Here is a 23,131-nt window from a genome sequence, read left to right on the forward strand (position 1 = left end):
AATATGCTGGAGATACAATGCCTTTTTGCTAATTATGTTCCAAAAGGGATATAGAGCCGCTAAAAAGGAATAGGAAAGATCTAAAGTTAAGATCGAGATCATCATGGTGGGGCATTTTCTTTTGAAACTTTGTTTAAAGCGCGTTCATAGAGAGTTTTTGTTGATCATAAAAAAAGGGGGTGAAAACGACAAGGCATGTCTATAGGGCTTTATGAGGTCATTATAATATAGATGCTGTTTTGTTTATATTCTTTCATAAAGTTGAATTTTTATTTCATGACAATGTTTTGGTTGATAAACATATGATAAGCGTTACGAATGGGAATATATTTATGTTTCATAAATAAAAGCACATTTTGTATAGAGAGCTCTTTCTTTGTGTTTTCGCTATTGTATTCTTTTGACAAATGCTTTTCTTTTTGATTGTATCAGAAAGTTTAAAGAGAGACCTTGTTAGGATATAAAATGTTTCGTTCAACTTTTTTTAAAAATCGTGAAATCTATGGACCTCTTTGTATTGGCTTTGATCCGAGCCATAAAGTTTTGCAATCGTGGAAACTAAGCTTTGATTATAAAGGTCTAAAAGATTTTTGTGATATTCTCTTAACAGCAGTTGTTGGTAAAGTAGGGATTATAAAGCCGCAAGTCGCATTTTTTGAATTATATGGTGTGGAAGGTCTTCAAGCTCTCAAAGAACTGATTGAAAATGCACACGAACAAGGCATATTGGTTCTGGCGGATGCAAAAAGGGGGGATATTGGCTCTACTGCTGAAGCCTATGGTAAGGCTTGGCTTGGTTCAAGCAGTGCGTTCAAGGTGGATGCCATGACAGTTAATCCTTTTTTGGGTTTTGATGCTCTTATTCCTCTGATAAAGGTTGCAGAAGAAACTGGAGCAGGGGTTTTTGTGGTTGTTCAGTCTTCTAATCCAGAGGGAAAACAAATACGAAATGCGCTTATTGGTGATCAGACACTCTCTCTTCATCTCGCACAGTGTATTTGTGATTATAATAGTCAGTCTTCGGTTCTCCATCATAATATTGGCCCCATAGGTGCGGTTATAGGAGCGACATTAGGATCTGAATCAAAAGATACAATTGAGCAGTTAAACAATAGTCTGTTTCTCGTTCCGGGTATTGGCGCTCAAGGTGGAACAATGACACAACTAGCAAATCAATTTCCACAAAGACTTTTGCAGAATGTTATTCCCTCTGTATCACGCTCTATTACAGATGCTGGACGAAATATTGTTGATTTAAAAAATGTTATCAATCATTTTGCAGAACAAGCGCAAAGCACACTGATGTCTTGAGGATTTTTGCATCTGTAATAAATCCGAAGAATTCTGAGAGGGAGGGGTTTTGAGGGGGATGCTTCCGATTTATCAAGAATCAACTGTCGCTTTGAGGTTTCTTTCAACAAGCACAGATGTCTTTTCATTGAATGTTAAGCGGGCATTTCATGTTGAGCGGGGGGCTATGTTCCTATTGAAAATGCAAATATTTTCAGTAGATTGCCTTAAGGGTAAAGGTTTGCATCTTTTAAAAGCAAAAGCTTATGCATATTGTTACCAGTTTCCAGTTGATAAAGTTATTGCAGCGTTTGTTTCTATAAGATAGACACACGTTATCGGTGAATATATATTGTTGTTAGAGAAAAACATGTCATCAAAACAAGAAAAAACCAAAGCCCGTTTACCCCGTGGGTTTGTTGATCGTACAAGTGCACAGTTGTATGCAACTGAAACAATGATTGCGCAAATTCGTGAAGTTTATGAGCTTTACGGTTTTGAAACGCTAGAAACTCCAATTTTTGAATATACAGATGTGCTGGGTAAGTTTTTACCGGATTCAGATCGTCCAAATGCGGGCGTTTTTTCGCTACAAGATGATGATGAGCAATGGATGTCTTTGCGCTATGATCTTACCGCGCCTCTTGCTCGTTATTTTGCCGAGAATTTTGAAGTTTTGCCAAAGCCTTATCGCAGTTATCGTCTTGGCTTTGTTTTTCGCAATGAAAAACCAGGTCCAGGGCGGTTTCGGCAATTTATGCAGTTTGATGCGGATATTGTTGGAACACCAACGGTAGCCGCTGATGCCGAAATTTGTATGATGGCAGCCGATAGTTTGGAAAAACTAGGGTTTCAGCATCATGAATATGCCATTCGTCTGAACAACAGAAAAATTCTCGATTGCGTTTTAGAGAAAATTGGTTTGGGGGGAAATGAGCAGGTTGAAAAGCGCTTAACTGTCTTAAGAGCAATTGATAAACTGGATAAATTTGGTTCTGAAGGGGTGCGTTTGCTTTTGGGAAAAGGGCGTTTGGATGAAAGTGGTGACTTTACAAAAGGGGCGGAGCTTAAGGATAAAGAGATTGAGTGTATTCTTACCTTAACTGCTGCTGGAGCTGAAACAGCAGAAGAAACGCTTGAGGCTCTTAAAGAAGTGGTTGGTGATCATGTTCAAGGGCGTGAGGGAATTCGTGAGCTTGAGGAAATGCAAGCAATTTTTGCCGCAAATGGCTTTCAGAATCGTATCAAGATTGATCCATCGGTGGTGCGTGGACTGGATTATTATACAGGTCCTGTTTTTGAGGCTACGTTGCTTTTTGATGTTTTCAATGATGATGGGCAGAAAGTTGTTTTTGGCTCCGTTGGTGGTGGTGGGCGCTATGATGGATTGGTGGCACGCTTTCGTGGTGAAAACATTCCAGCAACAGGTTTTTCAATCGGGGTCTCGCGTTTGATCGCTGCTTTGCAAAATCTTGAAAAGTTGCCTATGAAGGAGACAACAGGGCCGGTTGTGGTGCTGATGATGGATAAAGAGCCAGAGGCGGTTGCTGGTTATCAAAAAATGGTGATGCAGTTGCGTGGTGCGGGAATTCGTGCTGAGCTCTATTTGGGGGCATCGGGGATAAAAGCGCAGATGAAATATGCAGATCGACGCCAAGCGCCTTGTGTAGTTATCCAAGGCTCACAAGAACGTGAGAGCGGAAAAATACAGATTAAAGATTTGATTGAAGGGGCGCGTTTGTCTCATGAAATTAAGGATAATCAAACATGGCGTGAAAGTCGACCAGCACAAGTGACGGTTGATGAAGATCAATTGGTCAAAACAGTACAGGATATTTTAGCCGCCCAAAAATGATAATGGTAAAAGTCTTTATCGAAGTGATTGTTCGAAATATTTTGGAAATTTGAAATTCAATTTTTAAAATTTGTGCTTTGCTCGTTTATACGTGTTGGTGCACGCGTTCAAAAGCGCGGTTTTGAAGTGTGTGCGGCATAAAAGAGAGATTTTTTAAGAGATAAATAAGCGCTATTTGCTATAAAACGTGCCCTTCTGAGGATGCGATGATAATGCGTTAAAATGAGCAAAAAAATTGTAACGAACAAAAACTCTGAGAAAATTAAAAGGTTTCACGCAACGCTTTCCCAAAAGTTTATAAAAATATTGACAAGTTCATATTGGCTTCATCTTTGAATTCTCATCTATGAGTATAAAATCCTTTGATGTTCTCTTCTTGGACATTACAAAATTTAGCCTTATTGCAAAAGGAGGGAGAACTAGAGCGTTTTATCCTAAAAGACTTTTTAAGCTTCAAAAAACAATGGAATGACTTAAATCGAACAATTTTTTACAGGAGCATGTTTGGATGAATTGTAAGCTGCCATAATGGTAACATACTGATAATATGCATTTTTCATAAAGTCAATTCTTTAACGGAGAAATGAAAATGGTCCAATATGATTTTACTCTGCTCTATGAACGAAATCCCTTTATTCTTGAAAGACCTGAGAATATTGGAAAATCATTTAAACTTCCTCCTTCAAATTTCGGATTTGAAGATCTTCCGCAAATTACCTTTTCAGGCGCCTCGTCGTGTCGGCGTATGATTTTTGGGTTATCATTTAGTGGTATGAAAGCATTTTTTGTGATGTTGTGGCAGGTAGGGAAAATGTTAGATGAGGGGGATGATGTGGATTTATGGTTTGATCAGATAACATTGGATCATGATATTCTTGAAGAATTTTTGACTTGCGATCTTTTAATTCAAGAACCAGAATATCTTAATTTTGAAAGTTTTAAAGAAGGTATCAAAGAATTAGAAACAAATAAAATTGTAGCGAAGGGAACAAAAAAAGATTGTTATTTCATCAATCCAGATATTTTTGGTCTTCCTGAATGTGATGAAGATTTTGAGTTCGATGAAGAGGAAGAGATAGAAACACACTTTACGGTAGAATACCCGAATAAACAACTCCTTTAACCGTTTTTCTCTTAGAGAAAAATAAAAGCTTAGAATAAATGGCTATGAGAACAGCAATGAGTCTGTTTATGGTATGTGAATTGGAATGTTTTCGGGATTTGTTTTGATTTAATATTCTCCATGAATGGTTCTTTATGCAGAGCAGTTTTTATGCCATATTTTCTTCTTTTTATGAGACATAAGTCAATTTGAAGTGTGCACCTCTTCAAACAAATGTTTGATCTGTATTTTCTTTCTTGATACTTTTGTGAACTTTGCAGTCTTGATGTTCATACCTCTTGTATTTTAGAGCGTTTACGAGAGGTATTTTTACTCTTTTTAATCGTTTATTCATATGCCAATCCCACTTGCTAATGAGCAAGAAAATAGTTTTAAGGGATTCAATATAAGAAGGGATAAAATAAAACAATCTTATGATATTCGGCTCCTCTCATTCAATATGCAAAATTATAAATTATCTTTATAAATCAAATTATTATTCGACACAAAGTTTTTCTCAGTATGAGAAATTTAGCATTGATCTTGCATATTTCATCAATACGTTAGTCCTTGATGTTTCCGAGAGAGTTTTTGCATGAATTTGCGCATTTGGCAATTGCATCCCCATTTTTTGATAGCGTGCAACAGCTTTTAACTCTTTGATTTTTTAGCGCTACAACGGGATTTTTCATCGGCAATTTTCCAAGCTTTTGCAAAGCCGTTAAAACATGAAAGATTTATTGAAAAATTATTGTTGGAATATTTTCTCACAGAAGGCGCACAATCAACTTATCGTGTCTGTTTTCACGAATAGAGGTTGCAAAAAGTAAACGACACAAATTCCCTGAGGAGGGAGATTTGTGTCGTAAAATTTTGTTTAAATAAACGATTGGGGGAATTAGCTTTTCAAGGCTTTTAAAACATGTTGTGGTGAAGAAACTTCATAAGGATCTGTTGCACAATTATCTGAAAAACCTGCTTCTTCGAACCATTGTTCAACCACACCATCATTAATAACAGCTGCATAGCGCCATGATCGCATGCCAAAACCAACATTGTCTTTTGCAACCAGCATACCCATTTTGCGCGTGAATTCACCAGAGCCATCGGGAATTAATTTCACATTTTTGATATTTTGTGCTTTTCCCCAAGCATTCATGACAAAAGCATCATTGACGGAAAGACAATAAATTTCATCAATACCCGCTTGTTTAAATTCATCATAGAGTTTTTCAAAATCAGGCAGCTGAAAGGTTGAGCAAGTAGGGGTAAAAGCTCCAGGAAGAGAAAAAAGAATAACACGCTTTCCTTTAAAGTAAGCATCGCTGTTAACTTCTTGCCACCGATAAGGATTGTCTCCAGCCATTGATTCATCGCGTACGCGTGTGTGGAATGTTACATTGGGAACTGTTTTTTTCATCATCATGATGCTCCTGTCTTCTTTTACGAAAATTTTGTTTTAAAACAGCCTTCGTATTTAAAAACATATGGCAAAAAGCGTTTTAAACAAAAGGGCTTCTTTAAAAATTCTTACTTCTAACGAGTGTGCAAATATTTCACACTTCCGTCAAGTAGAATTAATGGTCGACTTTGGATACTCTTCACCTTAAAATTATAGGAAAGAATATAAAGGTATTGATATGACCATAAAGACAGTTTTAACCACGGCTTTTGAGGGGCAAAAACCGGGAACGTCTGGTTTGCGCAAAAAAGTGTCTGTTTTTCAACAACCCCATTATGTAGAAAACTTTATACAGTCTCTTTTTGATAACATTGGGCCTCTTGAAGGAAAACTGTTGATTCTTGGGGGGGATGGGCGCACTTTTAATCGTACTCTTCTTCAGATTGTGTTGAAGATGGCGGCGGCGCATGGTGTTTTTTGTGTTAAAATGGGAAGGGGCGGTATTCTTTCTACACCTGCTGTTTCGCATCTTATTCGTAAAACTCATGCTCATGGTGGACTTATTCTTTCTGCAAGCCATAATCCTGGTGGTCCAGGGGGAGATTGTGGTATTAAATATAATATTTCTAATGGGGGTCCCGCTCCTAATTCTTTATGTGATGCTATTTTTGCAACATCGCAACGTCTTTCCTGTTATAAAATTTTTGAAGCACCAGATGTTGATTTAGATAGGCAAGGTACAACCTTTATAGGAGCCATGCGGATTGATATTATTGATCCTGTCACTGATTATGTTGCTTTGATGCAGGAGCTTTTTGATTTTGACTGTATTGCTAAGGCCGTTGCTCGAGGTCTTACTTTACGGTTTGATGCCATGCATGCGGTAACAGGGCCTTATGCCCATGAAATTTTTGAAAAATGCTTAGGATTTTCTGAAGGGACGGTGGTTAATGGTATTCCTTTGCCAGATTTTGGAGGTGGTCATCCAGATCCCAATTTGGTTTATGCCAAGGCTCTTTATGATTTATTGATGTCAGAGCAAGGACCAGATCTTGGCGCAGCCTCTGATGGTGATGGAGATCGTAACCTTATTATTGGACGTCAACAATTTGTTTCGCCTTCCGATTCTTTGGCTATTATGGCTGAACATGCACATCTCATTAAAGGATATCGGAAAGGTGTTGTGGGGATAGCGCGCTCTATGCCGACGGGGCGTGCTGCTGATCTGGTTGCGGAAAAAAAAGGACTAAACTTTTTTGAAACGCCAACGGGATGGAAGTTTTTTGGAACCCTTTTGGATGCAGGAAAAGTAACCTTTTGTGGTGAAGAAAGCTTTGGAACGGGCTCTCTTCACATCCGTGAAAAAGATGGTTTATGGGCTGTCCTATTTTGGTTAAATCTTTTAGCGGTAACAGAAAAAACTGTCGCACAAATTGTTCAACAGCATTGGTTCACCTATGGGCGTTTTTACACGTTACGGCATGATTATGAAGAAGTCGAAGCAGACAAAGCCTTGGCACTTATAGAGCATTTGCGTGGGCATTTACCTCAAGAAGGAACCGAGATTGCTGGATTTTTCGTCAAAAAAGCAGATGATTTTACGTATCGTGATCCCGTTGATCAGAGCGTTAGTACGCAGCAAGGTATCCGTATTTTTTTCGAGAATGGCGCACGGTTGGTGGTTCGTTTGTCGGGAACAGGGACGCTAGGTGCTACTTTACGACTTTATTTTGAACAATATGAAAGTGATCCGCGCAAACACAATTTTAATCCGCAAGACGTTCTTAAACCTTTGCAACAGGTGGCATTAAAACTGTTAAACATACAACAAGCATTGGGGAGAGATCACCCTGATATTATCACCTAAGATCATTGGAATGTTTTTTTGTAAAGGTATGATGATTGATCACATGGGTGTGATTTTAGGGGTGTGATTTTATGTGCATAAGGGAGATCTTCCATTTTCAAGCTCTCTTTGTTTTTTCCTCCCTTACATATCAATCGGATTCCTCAAACTGCCGGATTCTTAAAACTAAATGCTGTAGGAAATTATAATCGAGCATAATCGGAGCATTTATGTCCAATGGGTTTGCTCAATGGCTTGATAGAAATTTTTGTTTAATAGGGGAATGTTTCTCATGCAAAACAAAATACGATCATTGTTGCACATTTCATATGTTTGTTTTAAAGAAGCTTCTCTCTCAAGACGCTAAAAACGCATCTTATGCGTGTTGCTTTGAAAGGTATAACCGGCCATCCATTGAGCAGCATCATTTTTACGCTTATGAGAGAGTAAGACGGCACCATCATTCACTTTGCTCGCTTTCAATGTTGGCTCTTATATTTGAGAGTGTTTAGTATTTTGGATAATCGTGTTACACGGATTTTCCTACTTGTAACATGCAAACAAAAGGCTTTGGTTGTTTCAATGTAAAAGGGGTTGAGAGAATCTCAGCTTATTTATCGGCTCTCATTCAATATACAAAACCATTAACTATGATCATAAATCAGTCTGTTCTCTAACATTATGACTGTTATCTTTACTTAAATAAAAGGTTAAGTTGGGGACATCATTTTCTTGTTTCTCAATGCTGCAATAGTTTTTAGCTCTCTGAGAACGTTTTATTCAGAGATGTTCCTTTTCTAATTGTTTTGTTATCCATTCGTTAATTGCATTGGTGATGTATAAGAAAATGATTTTGATTAATTTATTAGAGAGAATGAAGTGTGTAAATTTTATGATATGCGGGGGGCTTATTTGAGTTGTATAATGATCAATCATTTTTATAAACTTGTGTATAGTATGTGATGATAGTATTCATGAACACAGTTGGCAGATGAGGATTGAAACAAAGGGAAACATTTTTCTAAAATAATGGACAATAAGCACTTCTTGCTTTATGACCAGTCATAATGAATGTTTTTTCTAAAAAAGGGGAATTTATGACCCAATATCCCAAATGTCCTCGTTGTGATTGTCTTTATACTTATGAAGATGGTGAAAATTTTGTGTGTCCTGAATGCGCACATGAATGGCCACAAAAAAACGATGATACGGTTCTTGCCAATACTGTTTATGATGCCAATGGTCAGATTTTAACAAACGGAGATACCATTATAGTGATAAAAGATCTGAAAGTAAAAGGCGCTTCATCTGTTTTAAAAGCGGGGACGAAGGTAAAGAATATTCGCTTGGTGGATGGAGATCATAATATTGATTGCAAAATTCTAGGGATTGGTCAGATGAGTTTAAAGTCGGAGTTTGTGAAAAAAGTTTAAGCATTTGTCCTCTTGCAATTGTTTTTGGATTTCGTTGGTTTTCTATTTTTACATTCTTCTCTAATTGGGCATATTTTTCTCCAGTGGCTTCTTTTCTTGTTTCATAGATTACACCAATCAGATAAAAGCAATATGTTTTCCTTTATTGTAAGGCCATGTATAGCAGAGAAATAGCGACTCTGTCTTTTTCTTTTAATATGCGGTTATGAGGGGACAGGATGTTGACTCATAAGCAACAATAAAAGTATGCGCTTTATGAGAAGAACAATACCGTAAAGTAGACAAACTTATTCCTGCTGAATTGAAAAAATATTCTCATTTTTTTTATCAGATAATTTCTCAAACAACCATAATAGATCTGGCTTCAATGTATTTATTTTTTATGGGTAGTTACACCTTTTGCGTCATATTTATGGAAATGAGATTGAAAATGATAGAGGAAATTCTTGATTTTAAGAATGGAAAAAGGACGCTATGATCTTGATAAGGTCTTATTGCCATGCATTTTCCAGCTCTTAGTACTGCAACAGTCTCTTATAAAAGTGTACATAAGAGCTATTAAAAATAGTTTTTGTTATTATCCAGTTTGTGCTGTGTAAGCGGACGATTTTGATTGATGCAATAAAAACATAATTGAAATAAGAAGAATGTCAGAATTCTCATTGCAAGTTGCAAAATGTGATCTTTGTCGAGTGGCTGAAACAACATATTGATTTATAATAATAAATTAGCGTTATTCATATTGAATTAGAACCCCGAATAACGTGGGATTCTCTCATTTCAAATCTGTTCCATGTTGAATCAATTAAAATCACTTGCTTGCACACCACACGCGGGGCTGGCGTGTGGGTAAAAATGAGGAAAGAAAGGATTAAAAATGACTCTTATGAATCGTCTTAATGAAAGAGCTGTCGCATCATTAGGGGCTGGCAGATATGATGATGGTGCCGGCTTGCTACAAGAAGTATTTTGCGTGATTTGTCGTTGGAAGCACTGAGAAAGATAGAGCAAATGAGCACTCTATCGTACAATGTTTTCTTTTTTGGGTTTTCTTTTTTTGTAACGAGGTCGTGTTTTCCTCGTTAAAATTGCATGACAAGATTATGAGATAAAATAAATTTAAAGTGCACACCCATACATTGTACTTCTGTGTACGATTGGTTTGTTGAAATAACTTATGCTTCTTAAAGGGGGCTTTGAAATCTTTTTAAGGCATATGTGGAGGTGAAAGGTGAGTGAAGGTATCATTATTGGACAGATTTTTGTAACAGTACTCTATTTTTATGACTGCATGGCTTACTTCGAAAATTTCAGGAATAAAATGACGTAAGATTTTTGCACTCCATGTTTGAGCGCTGTTGAAGAGGGGCAATCGGTGTGGTTATTTTACCTATTGAGGTCAATATTTATTGTGGCATGGCTTCAACGCCTAAAACTTCAGGGATAAAATGACGTAAAAGATTTTCAATACCATGTTTGAGTGTTGCTGTTGAAGAGGGACATCCAGCGCAGGAGCCGCGCATATTGAGATAAACAATACCATTTTCAAATCCGCGAAAAGTAATGTCTCCACCATCGTTGGCAACTGCGGGGCGGATACGTGTTTCAAGGAGCTCTTTAATGGTTAAGACAATATCAGCATCTTTTTCGTCATAAAATTCTTCGTTAAGGGCATGGGTTTGTGCTTGTGTTGTAGCGTTGGTGGTGATCACTGGCTCATTGGATAGAAAATGTTCCATGATTGTGCCTAAAATGACGGGCTTGAGATGTTGCCATTCTCCTTCTTTTTTGCTTACGGTGATAAAATCATAGCCTAAAAAAACACCATTGATATTGGGAATATTAAATAGTTTAGCCGCTAAAGGTGAGTTTTTAGCTGCTTCTTCACGGTCACGAAATTCTAATACTCCCTCAGAAAGAACCACGCGTCCTGGCAAGAATTTAAGTGTTGCAGGGTTTGGGGTGGTTTCAGTTTGAATAAACATAAATTCTCCTTTTATAATGAAGGATTGGGAAGATCTTACATTGTAGAATATTATATTTTTTAGGCAATAGATCTAATATCTTCATCGGCAAGATTGCTAGGAATAACAATGACAGGGATTGAAAAAGCTGTTCCTTTATTCCCGATTAATTGAACAAGGGGTCCTGGTCCTTCTGTATGTCCACTGGCTGCTAAAACAATCAGTGCAATCCTTTTATCTTCGTCGATCAGTTTAGAAATCTCATCAATTTTTTTTCCTTCACGCACTACTATTTCTGTTTCAAGCGCATGGGTGGTGCGGACTTCACTGGCAATGTCTCCTAATATTTTATGAGCACTTTGCTTTGATTCTGTACGCATAACGTTGTTTACACCCAGAAAATGTTGAAATTCTGCACTATCAACGACACAAAGTAATACCAATGTTCTACTGGTATTTTGGGCATGCTGTGCGGCAAACGCAACGGCACGCCGACACTCTGGTGTTTCATCGATAATAACTAAGTTTTTTTTCTTTGGTTTTTTTTTCGGATTTTGGGGTTTGGAAATCATGCACTTTCTCTATTTTGTACAAACGATTTTTTTGCTCTCTACAGTTTTTAGTTTTATTATTTTTATGTATCGTGCAAAAATCCAATAATTTCACGAATTTTTTTCATATTTTCTTCTGCGAGCATACTAGCACGTTTAGCGCCATCATGCAAAACAGAGTCGATATAATCATTTTCTTGATGAAGGCGACGTAACTCCTCTGTTATAGGGGCAAGCTTATGGACGGCAAGGTCGGCTAGAGCTGTTTTAAAATGCGAAAATTGTTGACCAGAAAATTCTAAAAGAATCTTTTCTTTGCTAACTTTGGCAAAGGCGGCATAAATACCAAGCAGGTTATCTACTTCTGGTCGTTCTTTTAAAGCGGCAAGGGTATCGGGAAGTGGAGCCGAATCCGTTTTGGCTTTGCGTATTTTTTTTGCGATAAGATCAGCGTCATCGGTCAAATTAATGCGTGAAAAATCTGAAGGATCTGATTTTGACATTTTTTTCGTCCCATCGCGCAAAGACATAACGCGTGTGGCTGTTGTTCCAATAAGCGCCTCTGGGAGGGGAAAAAAGCCTTGTCTTTTTTCTTCATCCGTTTGCATAGAGACGCCAAAATTTAATTCGGCAATACGCTGTGCATAGTCGTTGTTAAATTTTTGTGCAATATCGCGTGTGAGTTCAACATGCTGTTTTTGATCTTCACCCACTGGAACATGCGTTGCACGATAGACTAAAATATCAGCAGCCATCAAAGTGGGATAGGCAAAAAGCCCGAGGGATGCTTTTTCACGATCTTTTCCCGCTTTATCTTTAAATTGTGTCATGCGTTGAAGCCAGCCAATGCGGGCAACACAATTTAAAATCCAGGCGAGTTCAGCATGTTGAAAAACACGTGATTGATTAAAAATAATATGTTTTTGAGGATCGATACCGGCGGCTAAAAAGGCTGCTGTCACTGTTCTGGTGGATTCGCGTAAAGTAAGGGGATCTGGGTTGACGGTGAGCGCATGCATATCCACAACACAATAGAGACAGTGATGAAAGTTTTGTAGTTCAACCCAATGCTGAATGGCTCCAAGATAATTGCCAAGATGTAAGTGACCACTCGGTTGTACGCCGGAAAAGACAAGTGGTGTGAAGGTATCCATAGGAGTGCTCTTTCTTCAATTAAGGTTATTCATTTTATTGTTTTTGACAAAGTATAGATATTATGAGCGTTTTTTCAAATTTTTAAGCGTGTGAAAAAAGGAACGGGTGTTGAATAAAAAATAGGCACTAAAATAGATCAAGAATATGCCGAGCATAATCCCTACTAAGGTGATCGCGCGCAAGAAAAAGGATGCTTGTGAGGATAAAGGAAAAGACAAAAAACCAAGCACATTCAATCCGTAATAGAGGGCTAGTGCACTCAAAAGAGTTGCCATCATGAGACATAATATTCGCTTTATCAGTTGGAAGTCGTATTTCCAATAACCGCGTTTGATAAGGACCCCCCAAAGCAACAGTGTGTTGACCCATCCAGAGGTAATTTCAGCAATAACAATGCCTCGTGCAGATAGAATAGGAAATAATGTTAAGGCGAGACCGATATTGATAAAAACGCAAATACCTGTAAAAATCATCGGTGTTTTGGTATCTTCATGGGCAAAAAAATTAGGAATAAAGACCTTAATAAGAACAAAAGCTGGAAGTCCTAGTCCATAAAGCTCTAGTAATTGTGCAACATGGTGTGTTGATTGACTGGTAAATTGTCCTCGCTCAAAGAGCAAACTGACTATGGGAGTGGAGAGCAGCAAAAAAGCGATGGATGCTGGAAGTGTTAAAAATAGCGTTAATTCAATAGAGCGGTTTTGTAAATGGTGGGTTTCTTCATGCTTTTTACTTCGCAAAGCGCGTGTTAATTCTGGTAAAAGAACGGTTGCAACGGCAATGGCGATTACGCCTAAAGGCAATTGATAAAGACGATCAGCATACATCAAAGAAGAGACAGCACCCGATTGACTAGAAGCAATATTGGTATTAATAAGCAAATTAATTTGCGTGATGCCACCCGTAATGGCTGCGGGGAATGCTAAAGTTAATAGCTTACGAACATTAGGACTTAAATGGGGCTGGCGGAAGGAAATTTTCATGCCACTTTGACGCAAAGCAAGGGCAATTAAGGTGAGTTGAATAAGACCTGCTGCCAATACACCCCAAGAGAGATTTAAACCGATATGCCAAGCGTCAAGTTTATAGATCCAAGCATAGGCAAGCACACCAATCAGAATAATGTTTAAAAAGAGTGGGGCAATGGCGGCAATAAAATAGCGTCGCAGTGCATTAAGCATGCCCCCCATCATGGCAGCAAGCGACATGCAGGTTAAATAGGGAAACATGATCGCCGTAAAATGAATTGTGGCGTTAAGCTTTGTTGCATCTTCGGTAAAACCTGGAGCAATAATGGTTCGTACCAAAAAAGGCATACTGAGTTCCATCGCAATCGTTAACAGTAAGAGCAGTGAAAAGAGAACGCCAAACACCTCTTCTGCAAACTTGCATGCCGTTTCGTGACCATCTTCAGTGATTTTTTTGGCAAAAAGAGGAATGAAAGCAGCATTAAAGGCACCTTCAGCAAAAAAACGGCGGAATGTGTTGGGAAAACGGAAAGCAGCATTAAACGCATCAGAAACAGGACCAGTTCCTAGTGCTGCTGCCATAAGCATTTCGCGTACGAAGCCAAAAATACGGCTCATGAGGGTTCCGGAAGCAACTGTTGCAATTTTTTTAATCAATGTCATAAAGATATATCAACTTTGTTGTAAAAGAGAAGCGATGACAGGAGAAATAAAGCGTTTTAAATCGTAAAAATCTGATCTCTATCCTAATCAAGGATACTTTTTGAAAGCGTTTTACGACGGTGTTTATCTTTCTGTCAACAATGGTGCTTGAAGACTTTTTTATGCTCCTTGTTTACTGTTGCATTAAAATTTTTATTGTTGCCATAAAATAATTAAAATTTCTTTTTCAAACTGAAATATGGGAGTGATATCATAACAGTTTGAAGAGACATGTAGGGATATATAATGATAATTTCTCTTTATGGTGTGATGTCGTGAATAGTGCAACCCAATGCCGTTCTGTTTTATGTGAGGGGTGTGCCCCTATTAAAAGAATGCAAATAAAATAAAAGCGTGGAGCAATACGTAATTTCCATTATTTATTCATTATTTAAAAAAAAACAGCGCTTTAGATGTTTTAAAAAGTCGTAAGGCTAAGCTAAAAGGTGATGGTAAAACTGGTGATTACTTTTCACTTTTACGGCTTTATGTTCTCCCCAAATGTGGCTGCCTTCCCATTTTAGAGATTACATAAACAAGAGGATAGGAAGACATGATCTTTCAACAGCATTTTTCTTGTTCAGGTTTCTTTTCACAGTTGATGAGGATAAAATCTGAGAAAATAAGATAAAGTTGCTCTCTCATGGTTTCCATTCTCGTTGAGGTGCGATTGATTTGCCGATGAAGGCAAGGGGATAAAGGCTATCATTTTTACCAGAGGGGGCGAAAAAGTTAAAGTTTATGAACCTTTTAGACATTCATTGCCGTTGCTTTTGTGTGCGCCGTTTTGTGAGGTTGAATATTTTCTTGTCTTTTGGGACTCTGATTGACGTTTTCTGTCATTTTTTGCACTTTAATTGCTTCTTTATCAAGGGTGTTGGAACATTTTTTTTCATTGTTTTTCTTTATAGATTGATGCTGGATAGATTGATACTGGTTTGGTGCGAAGCGCTCATCGAATTTATGGTTATAAAAATACATGGGTTGTATATGCGGTTCTATCTCTTTTATCTGCTTGATTATTTCCATAATCTCTTTTGCTTTAATGGTTGATGTGCCAAGACTCTTCGCAAGTCTTTCAGGATTATTTTCTTTTATAACTTCATGCTCGTTTGAAGATAAGCGCTCATTGATTTTTTTGATATAAGTCCTTATCTCCCCCCTTAATTCAGGAGAGTTTGATAACATTTCTTGCTGTTGTGCTTTTGACAAGGAAAGGAGATTTTTCATCCAAGCCTTAGGCATTTCTACCGACTGTTCACACCGCCTTTGTTTTACATGATGGGTATGGAGAATGTCTCTTTCTGTTTGTTTAGAAATATTGATATAACGATCAATGGCTCTACAGAGGGGCAAAATATTTTCTTCAGCATGGGCGCGCGCGTTGTTTTTTATGCCAAATACATTGCTACCAGAAAGCTTAGAAATCGATTGGGGAGAGGTGGTAATTTGATAGGTGAGTTGTTCTCCTTCAGTATGATTTTCATGGATCATCTCAATTCTTTCCCGCAAAATATGACGATTGCCATAAATGATTTGGCACAAAGTTTCTATTTCTTTTCTTCTTGCTTGAATGGAAACGTTGTTTTTTATCCTTGTGGCAATTTCATTGTTGGTAAGGGGGGCTATTGTTTGTGCGGGGATAAGCACTTCTTGCTGGTTTTGAATTTTTGGTGCTGTAAAGGAGAGGGCGTCACCGATTTTTAATGTCTGTATTTGCTCTGGGGTGAGATCTTTTTTATTTCCCAAGATGAAAGTTCCGTTAGCATCAAGCATAAAGCCATTGGGTCCACTGCCTCTGTAAAAGCCTTTATAGGTATGACCTTCTTTTGCTGTTATAATAAGATGATGATGAATACTCTCAAGCCCGATATGTTTCATACTGTCCATGAATTCTTTTAAAATAAGTATTTTTTCTGGATTTGAGATATCCTCAAGCAGATGTTTCATTTCTTCTTTATCTTTATGTTTTAGCGATGCAATGCTGGCAAGATTCATGCGTTTTTCTGTTACAAGAGAAAAGTCGAGTGTGTGGCCAGCAACTTGCCCAAGTTTTTCAAAAAACATTCGTTGTGTGCGTCCATTACCTTCTCTGAAAGGATGCGTATAGTTGAGTTGTATCAACATTTCAGTGACATGTTCAATAAATGTTTCGCGGGTTAAGCCTTTTAAACTATTCGTTTCAGCAAGTGTTTTATCTAAATTGTCTAGACCCTCCTGTATCTGTTTTGCTGAGGCAAAAGAAATACCAGCTTTTTTCATCATTGGCATATAAGCAACGGTACCATCTTCAAATGTAAATGGTTTTTCGCGTGTTTGTCCGGCCCATTCAAAAGTATTTTTAAATAGGGTGTGATGAATATATTGGAGATATGTGGAGGTTAGTTTTTGTGGTGGCGCTTCTTGGCGCAGATGAATGATTGCTTTTGTTGTATCATGGGCACATTGCACTTTTAATTTTCCATAGTCTTTTATTCCATATTTATTCTTTAAGGTGATACTATTGGGATAAAAGAAATTACGATGTATTGTCTTATTTTCTTCGGTTTCAGGCGGTGATGATAATTTCTCCTGTAAGGTGAGAGGGACGGTGTCCGTTTTTCTTGTACCAGTATCCCAGTATGCCATTGCTTTTTTTGGGGGCTGTTTTGTTCTTTCTTGATGATCAGAGCGTGTTTCCTTTGTCATTTTGACAGATATTGGATTATTTGTCGCTGTATTACTGCTCTGTAAAATGTTTTTTTGAAAATCTTTTTGCATTTGCCTCATAGCGGAAGCCGATTGAGCAATTGGTTGTGCCATTTGTTCTTTTTCTTGTTCTTGCAAACTTTGGGGCATAACTTTAACGCTGTCATGTAAAGCATGAGGGGCAATACACGGTGAAAAATGGGCTTGTTCTTTTTTCTTTGTTTGAATGGATGCGTTGTCTTTGCTCTTTTCAGTTATTTCATCGTTTTTAAGAGTGGCTCTTTTTTCTTCTTTTTCTTCTGGAAGCAATGTTTTTTGCTGGGTTTTTTCTGGGTTTTGAACTTTTTGTGCTGTAAAGGAGAGGGCATCACCGATTTTTAATGTCTGTATTTGCTCTGGGGTGAGATCTTTTTTATTTCCCAAGATGAAAATCCCGTTGGCATCAAGCATGAAGCCATTGGGTCCACTGCCTCTATAGGTACCATGATAGGTTTCTCCTTCTTTTGCAACGACAGCGAGATGATAATTTTTTTCATCCAATCCAAGCTCTCTCATAGAGTTGGTGAATTCTCGTAAGAGGAGCAATTTTTCTGGATTTGAGATATCTTCAAGCAGATGCTTCATAGGCTCTGGGTTGCCATGTTCCATGGCAGCGGCGCGGACAAAGTCTTTACGTTTTTTGCTCACAAGAGAAAAGTCTAGCTCATGTCCTGCTGCTTGAGAGAGTTTTTCAACAAACAGTCTCTTTGTGCGCCTATTGCCCTCTCTGAAAGGATGCAAGTGGTGCAAATCTATCATTATACTAGCTGCTTGTTCAACGAATTCTTCGCGCGTTAAGCCTTGTAAATTATTCTTTTCAGCAAGCGTTTTATCTAACTTTTCTAGTCCCTCCTGTATTTTTCTGCCAATCGCAAAAGTTTTTGTAAATTCTTTTCTTTTCAAAATGGGCATAGAAGCAACAGTGCCATCTTCAAATGTAAAAGGCTTTTCGCGTGTTTGTCCGGCCCATTCAAATGCATGGGAAAAGAGGCGTTGATGAAGGTATTTTAGATAAGAGGCATTAAACTGCTCTGGTAGAGGTTCTTGGTGCAGTTTTATCATTTCTTTTTTTACATCATTAGAACAGCATTCTTTTAATATTTCTTTATCTTTGATGCGGTATTTATTTTTAAGCACTTTGCTATTGGGGTAGAAAAAATTTTGCGCTTCTTCATTGATTTGCTTTGAAATGGCTGCATTAATTACAGAGTGTTGTTCTTGCAATTCTTCCTGTGTAGAGGAGGCACAATGTTCTGTGTTTTCTTTCATGCATATTTCCTTTCAAATGGTAACATTATTTTTGAAATCTTCTTTGTTTACATTTTTTGCCTTATATTATTTTCATAGCGTTTTCTTCAAAGAAGAATGCCTATTTGAATGATTGAAAAAATTGATCTTATTCGCATGTAACAAAGTTAAAGTTTATAATTTTGAAGTATTATCGTGAAATTTTATCAATGAATTCTGTAAAATAATGGGGTGTCTTATTCAAAAATTTCTGTATTTCATACACCGTCTTTGGTGCAATCTTGACAAGATAATTGCACCAAAGTTTTGGATAAAAAGCCAACAATTAGGAGATTTATCACGACAAAGCCATTGCTTTTGATGTTTCGGCTCTGCGCGGTCGAACATGCGGCTGGTCTTCTTGTCTAGAAGTTGCTGCAACTTCTTGATGCCGCTTTGCTGTTGAGCGTTCAGGCAGCTTCGGGGGCTGCGATAAGCTTTGCTGCTTTTGTAATTTTTTATCGAGATCGGTAAGTGGTTGATGACGTTTTTGTTGTTCTTCCTGATGGTTTTGCACAATGGTTTCTCTTAACTGTTTTATCGTATCAGCATAATCCTTAATGGCGGTACAAAGGGTAGGAAGATTTTCTTCAGCAGCTTTGCGTGCTCCGTTTTTTACGCCAAGGTTTTTTCTACCAGCAAGTGGAGCAAAAGATGTAGAATCCTTTTCAATTTGAAATACAAGCTCTTCTCCCATCTCTGGAATTTTGTGCATATCTTCTAGTCTATATTGCAAAATAAATGGATCCTTATAAACAATTTGGCACCAATATTGGATCTCTCTTTGACCATATTGAACCGATGGATCTTTTTGAACTCTGCGGGCAATTTCCTCATTTGAGAGAGGCTTTATTTTCTTTTCTGAATTGAGCGGATTTTGTAAATGTTGATTTGTTAGCTCTTCCTCTTGTGCTTGTCGCTGATGTTGTTGTTCCGTGTGAGAACCTTGTAAAATATTTTCACTTTTTGTATATTTTGAAGTATACACATAACCGTTAATGGCAGCACATAGGGTGGGAAGAGCTTCTTCAGCTTGTTTGCGCGCATGATTTTTTATGCCAAGAACTTTTCTACCAGCAAGCTTAGAAATAGACTTAGGCTGTTCTGTAACATCCCATAAGAGTTGTTCTCCCATATCAGGGTTTTCTTTAATTTCTGCTATTTTTTCTTCTAAAATAAGTCGGTCGCCATAAACCTTTTTGCACAAAAATCGTATCTCTTCTTGATATGCTACGAGCAATAGCTCTCTTTCCATTGTATTAATAGATGGTTTTTGTTCGTGAGACGGTTTTGGTTGTTCAATTGCTGTGTGTGGAGAGGCAGGCTTTTGGACGACAGTATCGCTTTGTTTTCTGTTTTCCATACGGTGCGGTTTTCTTGAAGGCGGGACGGCATATGTTCCACTGTCTTGTGATGATGAACTGCTTTGCTGCCTGACTTTCATATGTGATAGTGTTTTGGGTCTAACACTTGGTTCGTGTGTTTCAGGATTTTGGATTTTTGTGCCGTTTTGTACTCTTTCTCTCATGCGTGGGGGAAGGGGCGGAGCAGGCGTTGCATAGAGATGTTCTCCCTCTTGAGCTGTTGTTTTGTTTTGTTGCTTATCTTTTGCGCGTGGAGGTCTTTGTGGAGCTGCTTTTGTGTGCGGAGAGGAATGTTCTTGGATTTGTGAGCTGGTGATTTTTGCGTCGGCTTGTGTTTTTTCTCTCATGCGTGGAGGAGGGGGTGGAGCCACTTTTGTCTGTAGGGAGGGGGACTCTTGAACTGTTTGTTTATGTTGTTGTCTCTCTTTTACACGCGGAGGTTTTGGTGGAGCTGCTTTTTTTTGTGGGGGAGGCGTCTCTTGGTTTTTGGCGTTAGGAGGCATTGTGCTGGTTTGCATTGGGCTTTTCATACGAGGGGGTGGTGGTGGAGCAACTTTTGGGTGGTGTGATAAATTTTCTGGGCGTTTTTGTACAGTTGGTTTTGGCAAACTTTGAGAAACTTGGGAAGGAGGGGTTCTGGTGGGGGATTGTTCAGCCGGTTGTTGAAATTTTTCCATCATTTCGGTGATAAAAGGGGAGGGATTTCTTTTTTTCATGCATGTTCCTTTCAAACTCTTCCAATATTGTTTTTAAATACTATTTAAAAATGTACGTTGGTTTTTATTCTGTTTTATGCTTTTTCATTTGCTTTTATGAGAGAGGATATGAAACTGAGAAGTTTCACAAGATTTGACTCTCTTAGTGCAGATCATGATCACTCTCTAAATATTGTTTGATCAATAGCTGAGATTAAGTAGTGGAGGAATGAATTTCTCCATTTCTTGGCGCAAATCACCTCTGCTATGGTTGCGCCAAGACGTTGGATTCAACGTGAAAACTTATGTCTGTTTAGCTGGCAAAAGCCATCGCTTTTGGGGCGGCAGTTTTGCGAGGACGAATATCTGTTTCTCTTTGTTGAGTAGAGGTTGTTGCTCCTTCATGCGTTACTGTTGAAAGCTCAACGCGTTGAGCAGACTGTGAGACGCTTTGTTGTTGATGCAAGATTTTCGCTCTCTCAGAAGATGCTTCATTATGTTCTTGTTTTGTCTGCTGAGTTTTTGAAAGATTCTCTCTTACTTGTGTTACAGCTGTTGCATAATTGTCAGCGGCGTCAATGAGGTGAGAAAGACCCGCTTCAGCATGTCTGCGTGCTTGATTTTTAAAGCCACAAAAGTTATGACCAGCGTACTTGTGAATAGATTGAGGATTTCCAATAAGTTGCTGTGCCAGCTGTTCTATCGTTTCAGGGTTTTGGAAAAGTGTTTCCACCTGTGATTGCAAAATGTTTGTGTTGCCAAAAACAACTCCGCACCAATATTGGATTTGGGCATGGTGTCTTTTGACTTTTGAATGTTGATGAATTTGGGTAGAAATTTCTGTCTCTGAAAGAGTTTCTTTTTCACGTTGATCTGGTTTTTGTAGAAGTTCAGCGACGGCTTCCTTCCCCATTAAGCGTTTATAGTTTTTGAGTTCTTGATCTGGAGATTGTACGAGGCTCTCTCTTGCCTGCTTTACAGCTTCTGTATAACAATCAATAGTAATGCATAGAGCGGAAAAACTTTCTTCTGCTTGTCTACGCGTTCGATTTTTAAAGCCCAACGCGCTGGTGCCGGAAAGTTTAGCAAGACTTTCAGGATGGGCTGCCATGCGCCATGAGAGCTCCTCTCCTGCAGCGGGATTTCTTTGAATTTCCTGCATTTTTTCTTGCAAAATGTTTGGGTTACCATAGGCACTTGCGGATAAACGTTGGATTTCCTCTTGATAGGTTCGAACCAATGAATGGTGTGGAAGCAATAGAATGATTTCTTCCTCTGAGAGAACTCTTGTTGTCCTTTGGGTAACTTGTGAAGTAACTGTTGAGTGTGTCGTTTCAGGTTTTTGCTGCCTTTTGGTAGAGCTGCCTCTTGCTAACGAAACTGTTCGATTTGTTGATGCATGTACAGTTTCTTCGCTTAAAAGAGATTGTCTTTCCTCATCTTCTTCCGGTATGGATGATAGTCTTTTGCTTTTTGAAGGTGTTTCTTTAGGAAGGGGGGCTGCGCCTGAGACCTCTGCCGCCGCTTGTTCATAGAGCTTTATAAGTTCTTGTATTGAAGAGGATGGAAAAGGATGAGGGTGTTTTTTTTTCATGCATGTTTCCTTTCAAAAATTGTTTTAGAAAACCTCTTTGGAGCATTCTTGCCTTTTATGCTTGGATCGCTTTGAGACAAAAAAAATATCGAGCTGAATGAGCTTCCAAAGATCTGCGCTATTTGCAATCAGCTTAATAGACATTTGTGTCTTTTATACAGTTTTTTTGTGAAATATTATCAATAAGTTATCAATAGTTATCGTGAATTACAGGCGCCATTTTTAGGACTATTTTTTGTAACATTCTAAAACAATTCTTGGCGCAATCGCGATGAAACAATTTGCACCAAGAAACTCACTGAAAAAAAGATTACATGAAAAACAAAAACTATCTGTTTTTATGTTTATGCCCCTTTACATGGCATAAGAAAATCCTTTTTCTCCTTGTCTTTGTCTTTGAGGGCTGTGCTCTGAACTATTTTGTTCTTGTCCTCTTGCGTGATGACGATGATGATGATGGTGTCTCTCAACTTGCTGAGAATTTTCTTGACGGCGTCTTTGTTCCGCTAGAGGGGTTTGCGATAGCCTCTCTGTGGCTCTTTCTACAGCCTTTGTATAATCATCAATGGCGTCAACAAGCGATTTAAAACCCTCTTCAGCTTCTTTGCGTGTTTGACTTTTTAGTCCAAGTGCGGTACGGCCCGCAAGCTTATGTATAGACTCAGGATCTTCAGCAAGTTGATCTGAAAGCTCTTTTCCTTTATTGGGATCTGTAAGTATGCTTTGCAAATGTTTTTGGAAAATTGTATCATTGCCATAAACAATTTTACTCCAATGTATGACCTCTTCTGCACGTGCTTGGACCTGTGGATTTTTTAAAAGCATTACACTCTTTTGATCAGTTGTGAGAGAAGGTGAAGATGATCTTCCTTTTTGTTGTGGAGAAACCTCTGTATAGTCAGTTTCAGGATTTTCTGTCCTTTGATGTTTACCTCTTGAAGGAGAAATACTGCTAACGGATGCGTATGTAACCTCAGCTTCGTGTTTTGGGGGAGCAACCTCTGTGTAATCGGTTTCAGGATTTTCTCTTCCCCGATCAGGATGTCTCCCTCTTGAAGGAGAAACACTGCTAACGGATGCGTATAGAACTTCCTCTTCTGGGGTTGGTCCGCGCTGGTTTCCTCTGGTTGGTTTATTAATTTTTGCATAGAGGGCTTCTGGATTTGCAGAAGGATGTGGATGATGTTTTTTCATAC

The 23,131-nt window shown here is 38.3% G+C and carries 15 protein-coding genes and 1 pseudogene; 7 read left to right on the top strand and 9 right to left on the bottom strand.

Translation table 11 applies throughout. The features are described from left to right. Nucleotides 1-465 precede the first annotated feature (465 nt). The 4 genes from pyrF (at nucleotide 466) to ACFIQE_RS03760 (ending at nucleotide 4,268) form a co-directional block, all read left to right on the top strand. Nucleotides 466-1,311, top strand: a complete 846-nt coding sequence (gene pyrF / locus ACFIQE_RS03745) for an orotidine-5'-phosphate decarboxylase (protein WP_375630138.1) — start codon at nucleotides 466-468, stop codon at nucleotides 1,309-1,311. Between the two features lie 49 nt (nucleotides 1,312-1,360). Beyond that, a complete protein-coding gene (locus ACFIQE_RS03750) occupies nucleotides 1,361-1,618 on the top strand; it encodes a hypothetical protein (protein ID WP_375630139.1) in 258 nt (85 codons plus the stop codon). Nucleotides 1,619-1,660: 42 nt separating this feature from the next. Further along, complete coding sequence (hisS, locus tag ACFIQE_RS03755) at nucleotides 1,661-3,145, top strand: histidine--tRNA ligase (protein ID WP_375707279.1); 1,485 nt, start codon at nucleotides 1,661-1,663, stop codon at nucleotides 3,143-3,145. A gap of 589 nt (nucleotides 3,146-3,734) precedes the next feature. After that, entirely contained in the window at nucleotides 3,735-4,268 is a 534-nt protein-coding gene (locus ACFIQE_RS03760; protein ID WP_375621516.1) for a replication protein, read from the top strand. A gap of 877 nt (nucleotides 4,269-5,145) precedes the next feature. Here ACFIQE_RS03760 and ACFIQE_RS03765 read toward each other — a convergent pair. After that, nucleotides 5,146-5,670 (bottom strand): peroxiredoxin, encoded by a 525-nt coding sequence (locus tag ACFIQE_RS03765; RefSeq protein WP_375621555.1) that lies wholly within the window; start codon nucleotides 5,668-5,670, stop codon nucleotides 5,146-5,148. A gap of 217 nt (nucleotides 5,671-5,887) precedes the next feature. Here ACFIQE_RS03765 and ACFIQE_RS03770 point away from each other — a divergent pair, with 217 nt between their 5' ends. From ACFIQE_RS03770 to ACFIQE_RS03780, 3 genes and pseudogenes are all read left to right on the top strand, one after another. Continuing rightward, nucleotides 5,888-7,516 (top strand): alpha-D-glucose phosphate-specific phosphoglucomutase, encoded by a 1,629-nt coding sequence (locus ACFIQE_RS03770; RefSeq protein WP_375640974.1) that lies wholly within the window; start codon nucleotides 5,888-5,890, stop codon nucleotides 7,514-7,516. Between the two features lie 1,076 nt (nucleotides 7,517-8,592). Continuing rightward, the gene (locus tag ACFIQE_RS03775; RefSeq protein ID WP_375640973.1) at nucleotides 8,593-8,928 is read left to right on the top strand and encodes a zinc ribbon domain-containing protein YjdM; all 336 of its coding nucleotides are present in this window, start codon (nucleotides 8,593-8,595) and stop codon (nucleotides 8,926-8,928) included. An 877-nt stretch (nucleotides 8,929-9,805) separates the two neighbouring features. Next, a pseudogene (locus tag ACFIQE_RS03780) lies at nucleotides 9,806-9,886 on the top strand (DUF4102 domain-containing protein); the annotation flags it as partial. 448 nt (nucleotides 9,887-10,334) lie between these two features. On the opposite strand, the gene ACFIQE_RS03785 reads toward ACFIQE_RS03780, so the two are convergent. From ACFIQE_RS03785 to ACFIQE_RS03820, 8 genes are all read right to left on the bottom strand, one after another. Next, complete coding sequence (locus tag ACFIQE_RS03785; RefSeq protein WP_375612176.1) at nucleotides 10,335-10,913, bottom strand: NifU family protein; 579 nt, start codon at nucleotides 10,911-10,913, stop codon at nucleotides 10,335-10,337. Nucleotides 10,914-10,972: 59 nt separating this feature from the next. Further along, entirely contained in the window at nucleotides 10,973-11,464 is a 492-nt protein-coding gene (locus ACFIQE_RS03790; RefSeq protein ID WP_375621519.1) for a universal stress protein, read from the bottom strand. Nucleotides 11,465-11,526: 62 nt separating this feature from the next. Next, nucleotides 11,527-12,597, bottom strand: coding sequence for a tryptophan--tRNA ligase (trpS, locus tag ACFIQE_RS03795; protein ID WP_375706809.1), 1,071 nt, complete (start codon nucleotides 12,595-12,597; stop codon nucleotides 11,527-11,529). Nucleotides 12,598-12,657: 60 nt separating this feature from the next. Then, a complete protein-coding gene (murJ, locus tag ACFIQE_RS03800) occupies nucleotides 12,658-14,229 on the bottom strand; it encodes a murein biosynthesis integral membrane protein MurJ (RefSeq protein WP_375621521.1) in 1,572 nt (523 codons plus the stop codon). Between the two features lie 789 nt (nucleotides 14,230-15,018). Next, nucleotides 15,019-18,264: a BID domain-containing T4SS effector gene (locus ACFIQE_RS03805; RefSeq protein WP_375707280.1), complete on the bottom strand. Its 3,246-nt coding sequence runs from the start codon at nucleotides 18,262-18,264 to the stop codon at nucleotides 15,019-15,021. A 316-nt stretch (nucleotides 18,265-18,580) separates the two neighbouring features. Beyond that, a complete protein-coding gene (locus ACFIQE_RS03810; protein ID WP_375707281.1) occupies nucleotides 18,581-20,362 on the bottom strand; it encodes a BID domain-containing T4SS effector in 1,782 nt (593 codons plus the stop codon). Nucleotides 20,363-20,654: 292 nt separating this feature from the next. Then, entirely contained in the window at nucleotides 20,655-21,935 is a 1,281-nt protein-coding gene (locus ACFIQE_RS03815) for a BID domain-containing T4SS effector (RefSeq protein WP_375707282.1), read from the bottom strand. A 354-nt stretch (nucleotides 21,936-22,289) separates the two neighbouring features. After that, entirely contained in the window at nucleotides 22,290-23,129 is an 840-nt protein-coding gene (locus tag ACFIQE_RS03820; protein ID WP_375707283.1) for a BID domain-containing T4SS effector, read from the bottom strand. Between the last annotated feature and the right edge of the window lie 2 nt (nucleotides 23,130-23,131).

Source organism: Bartonella sp. AA1HLJMS (assembly GCF_042197445.1).
Taxonomy (GTDB): domain Bacteria; phylum Pseudomonadota; class Alphaproteobacteria; order Rhizobiales; family Rhizobiaceae; genus Bartonella.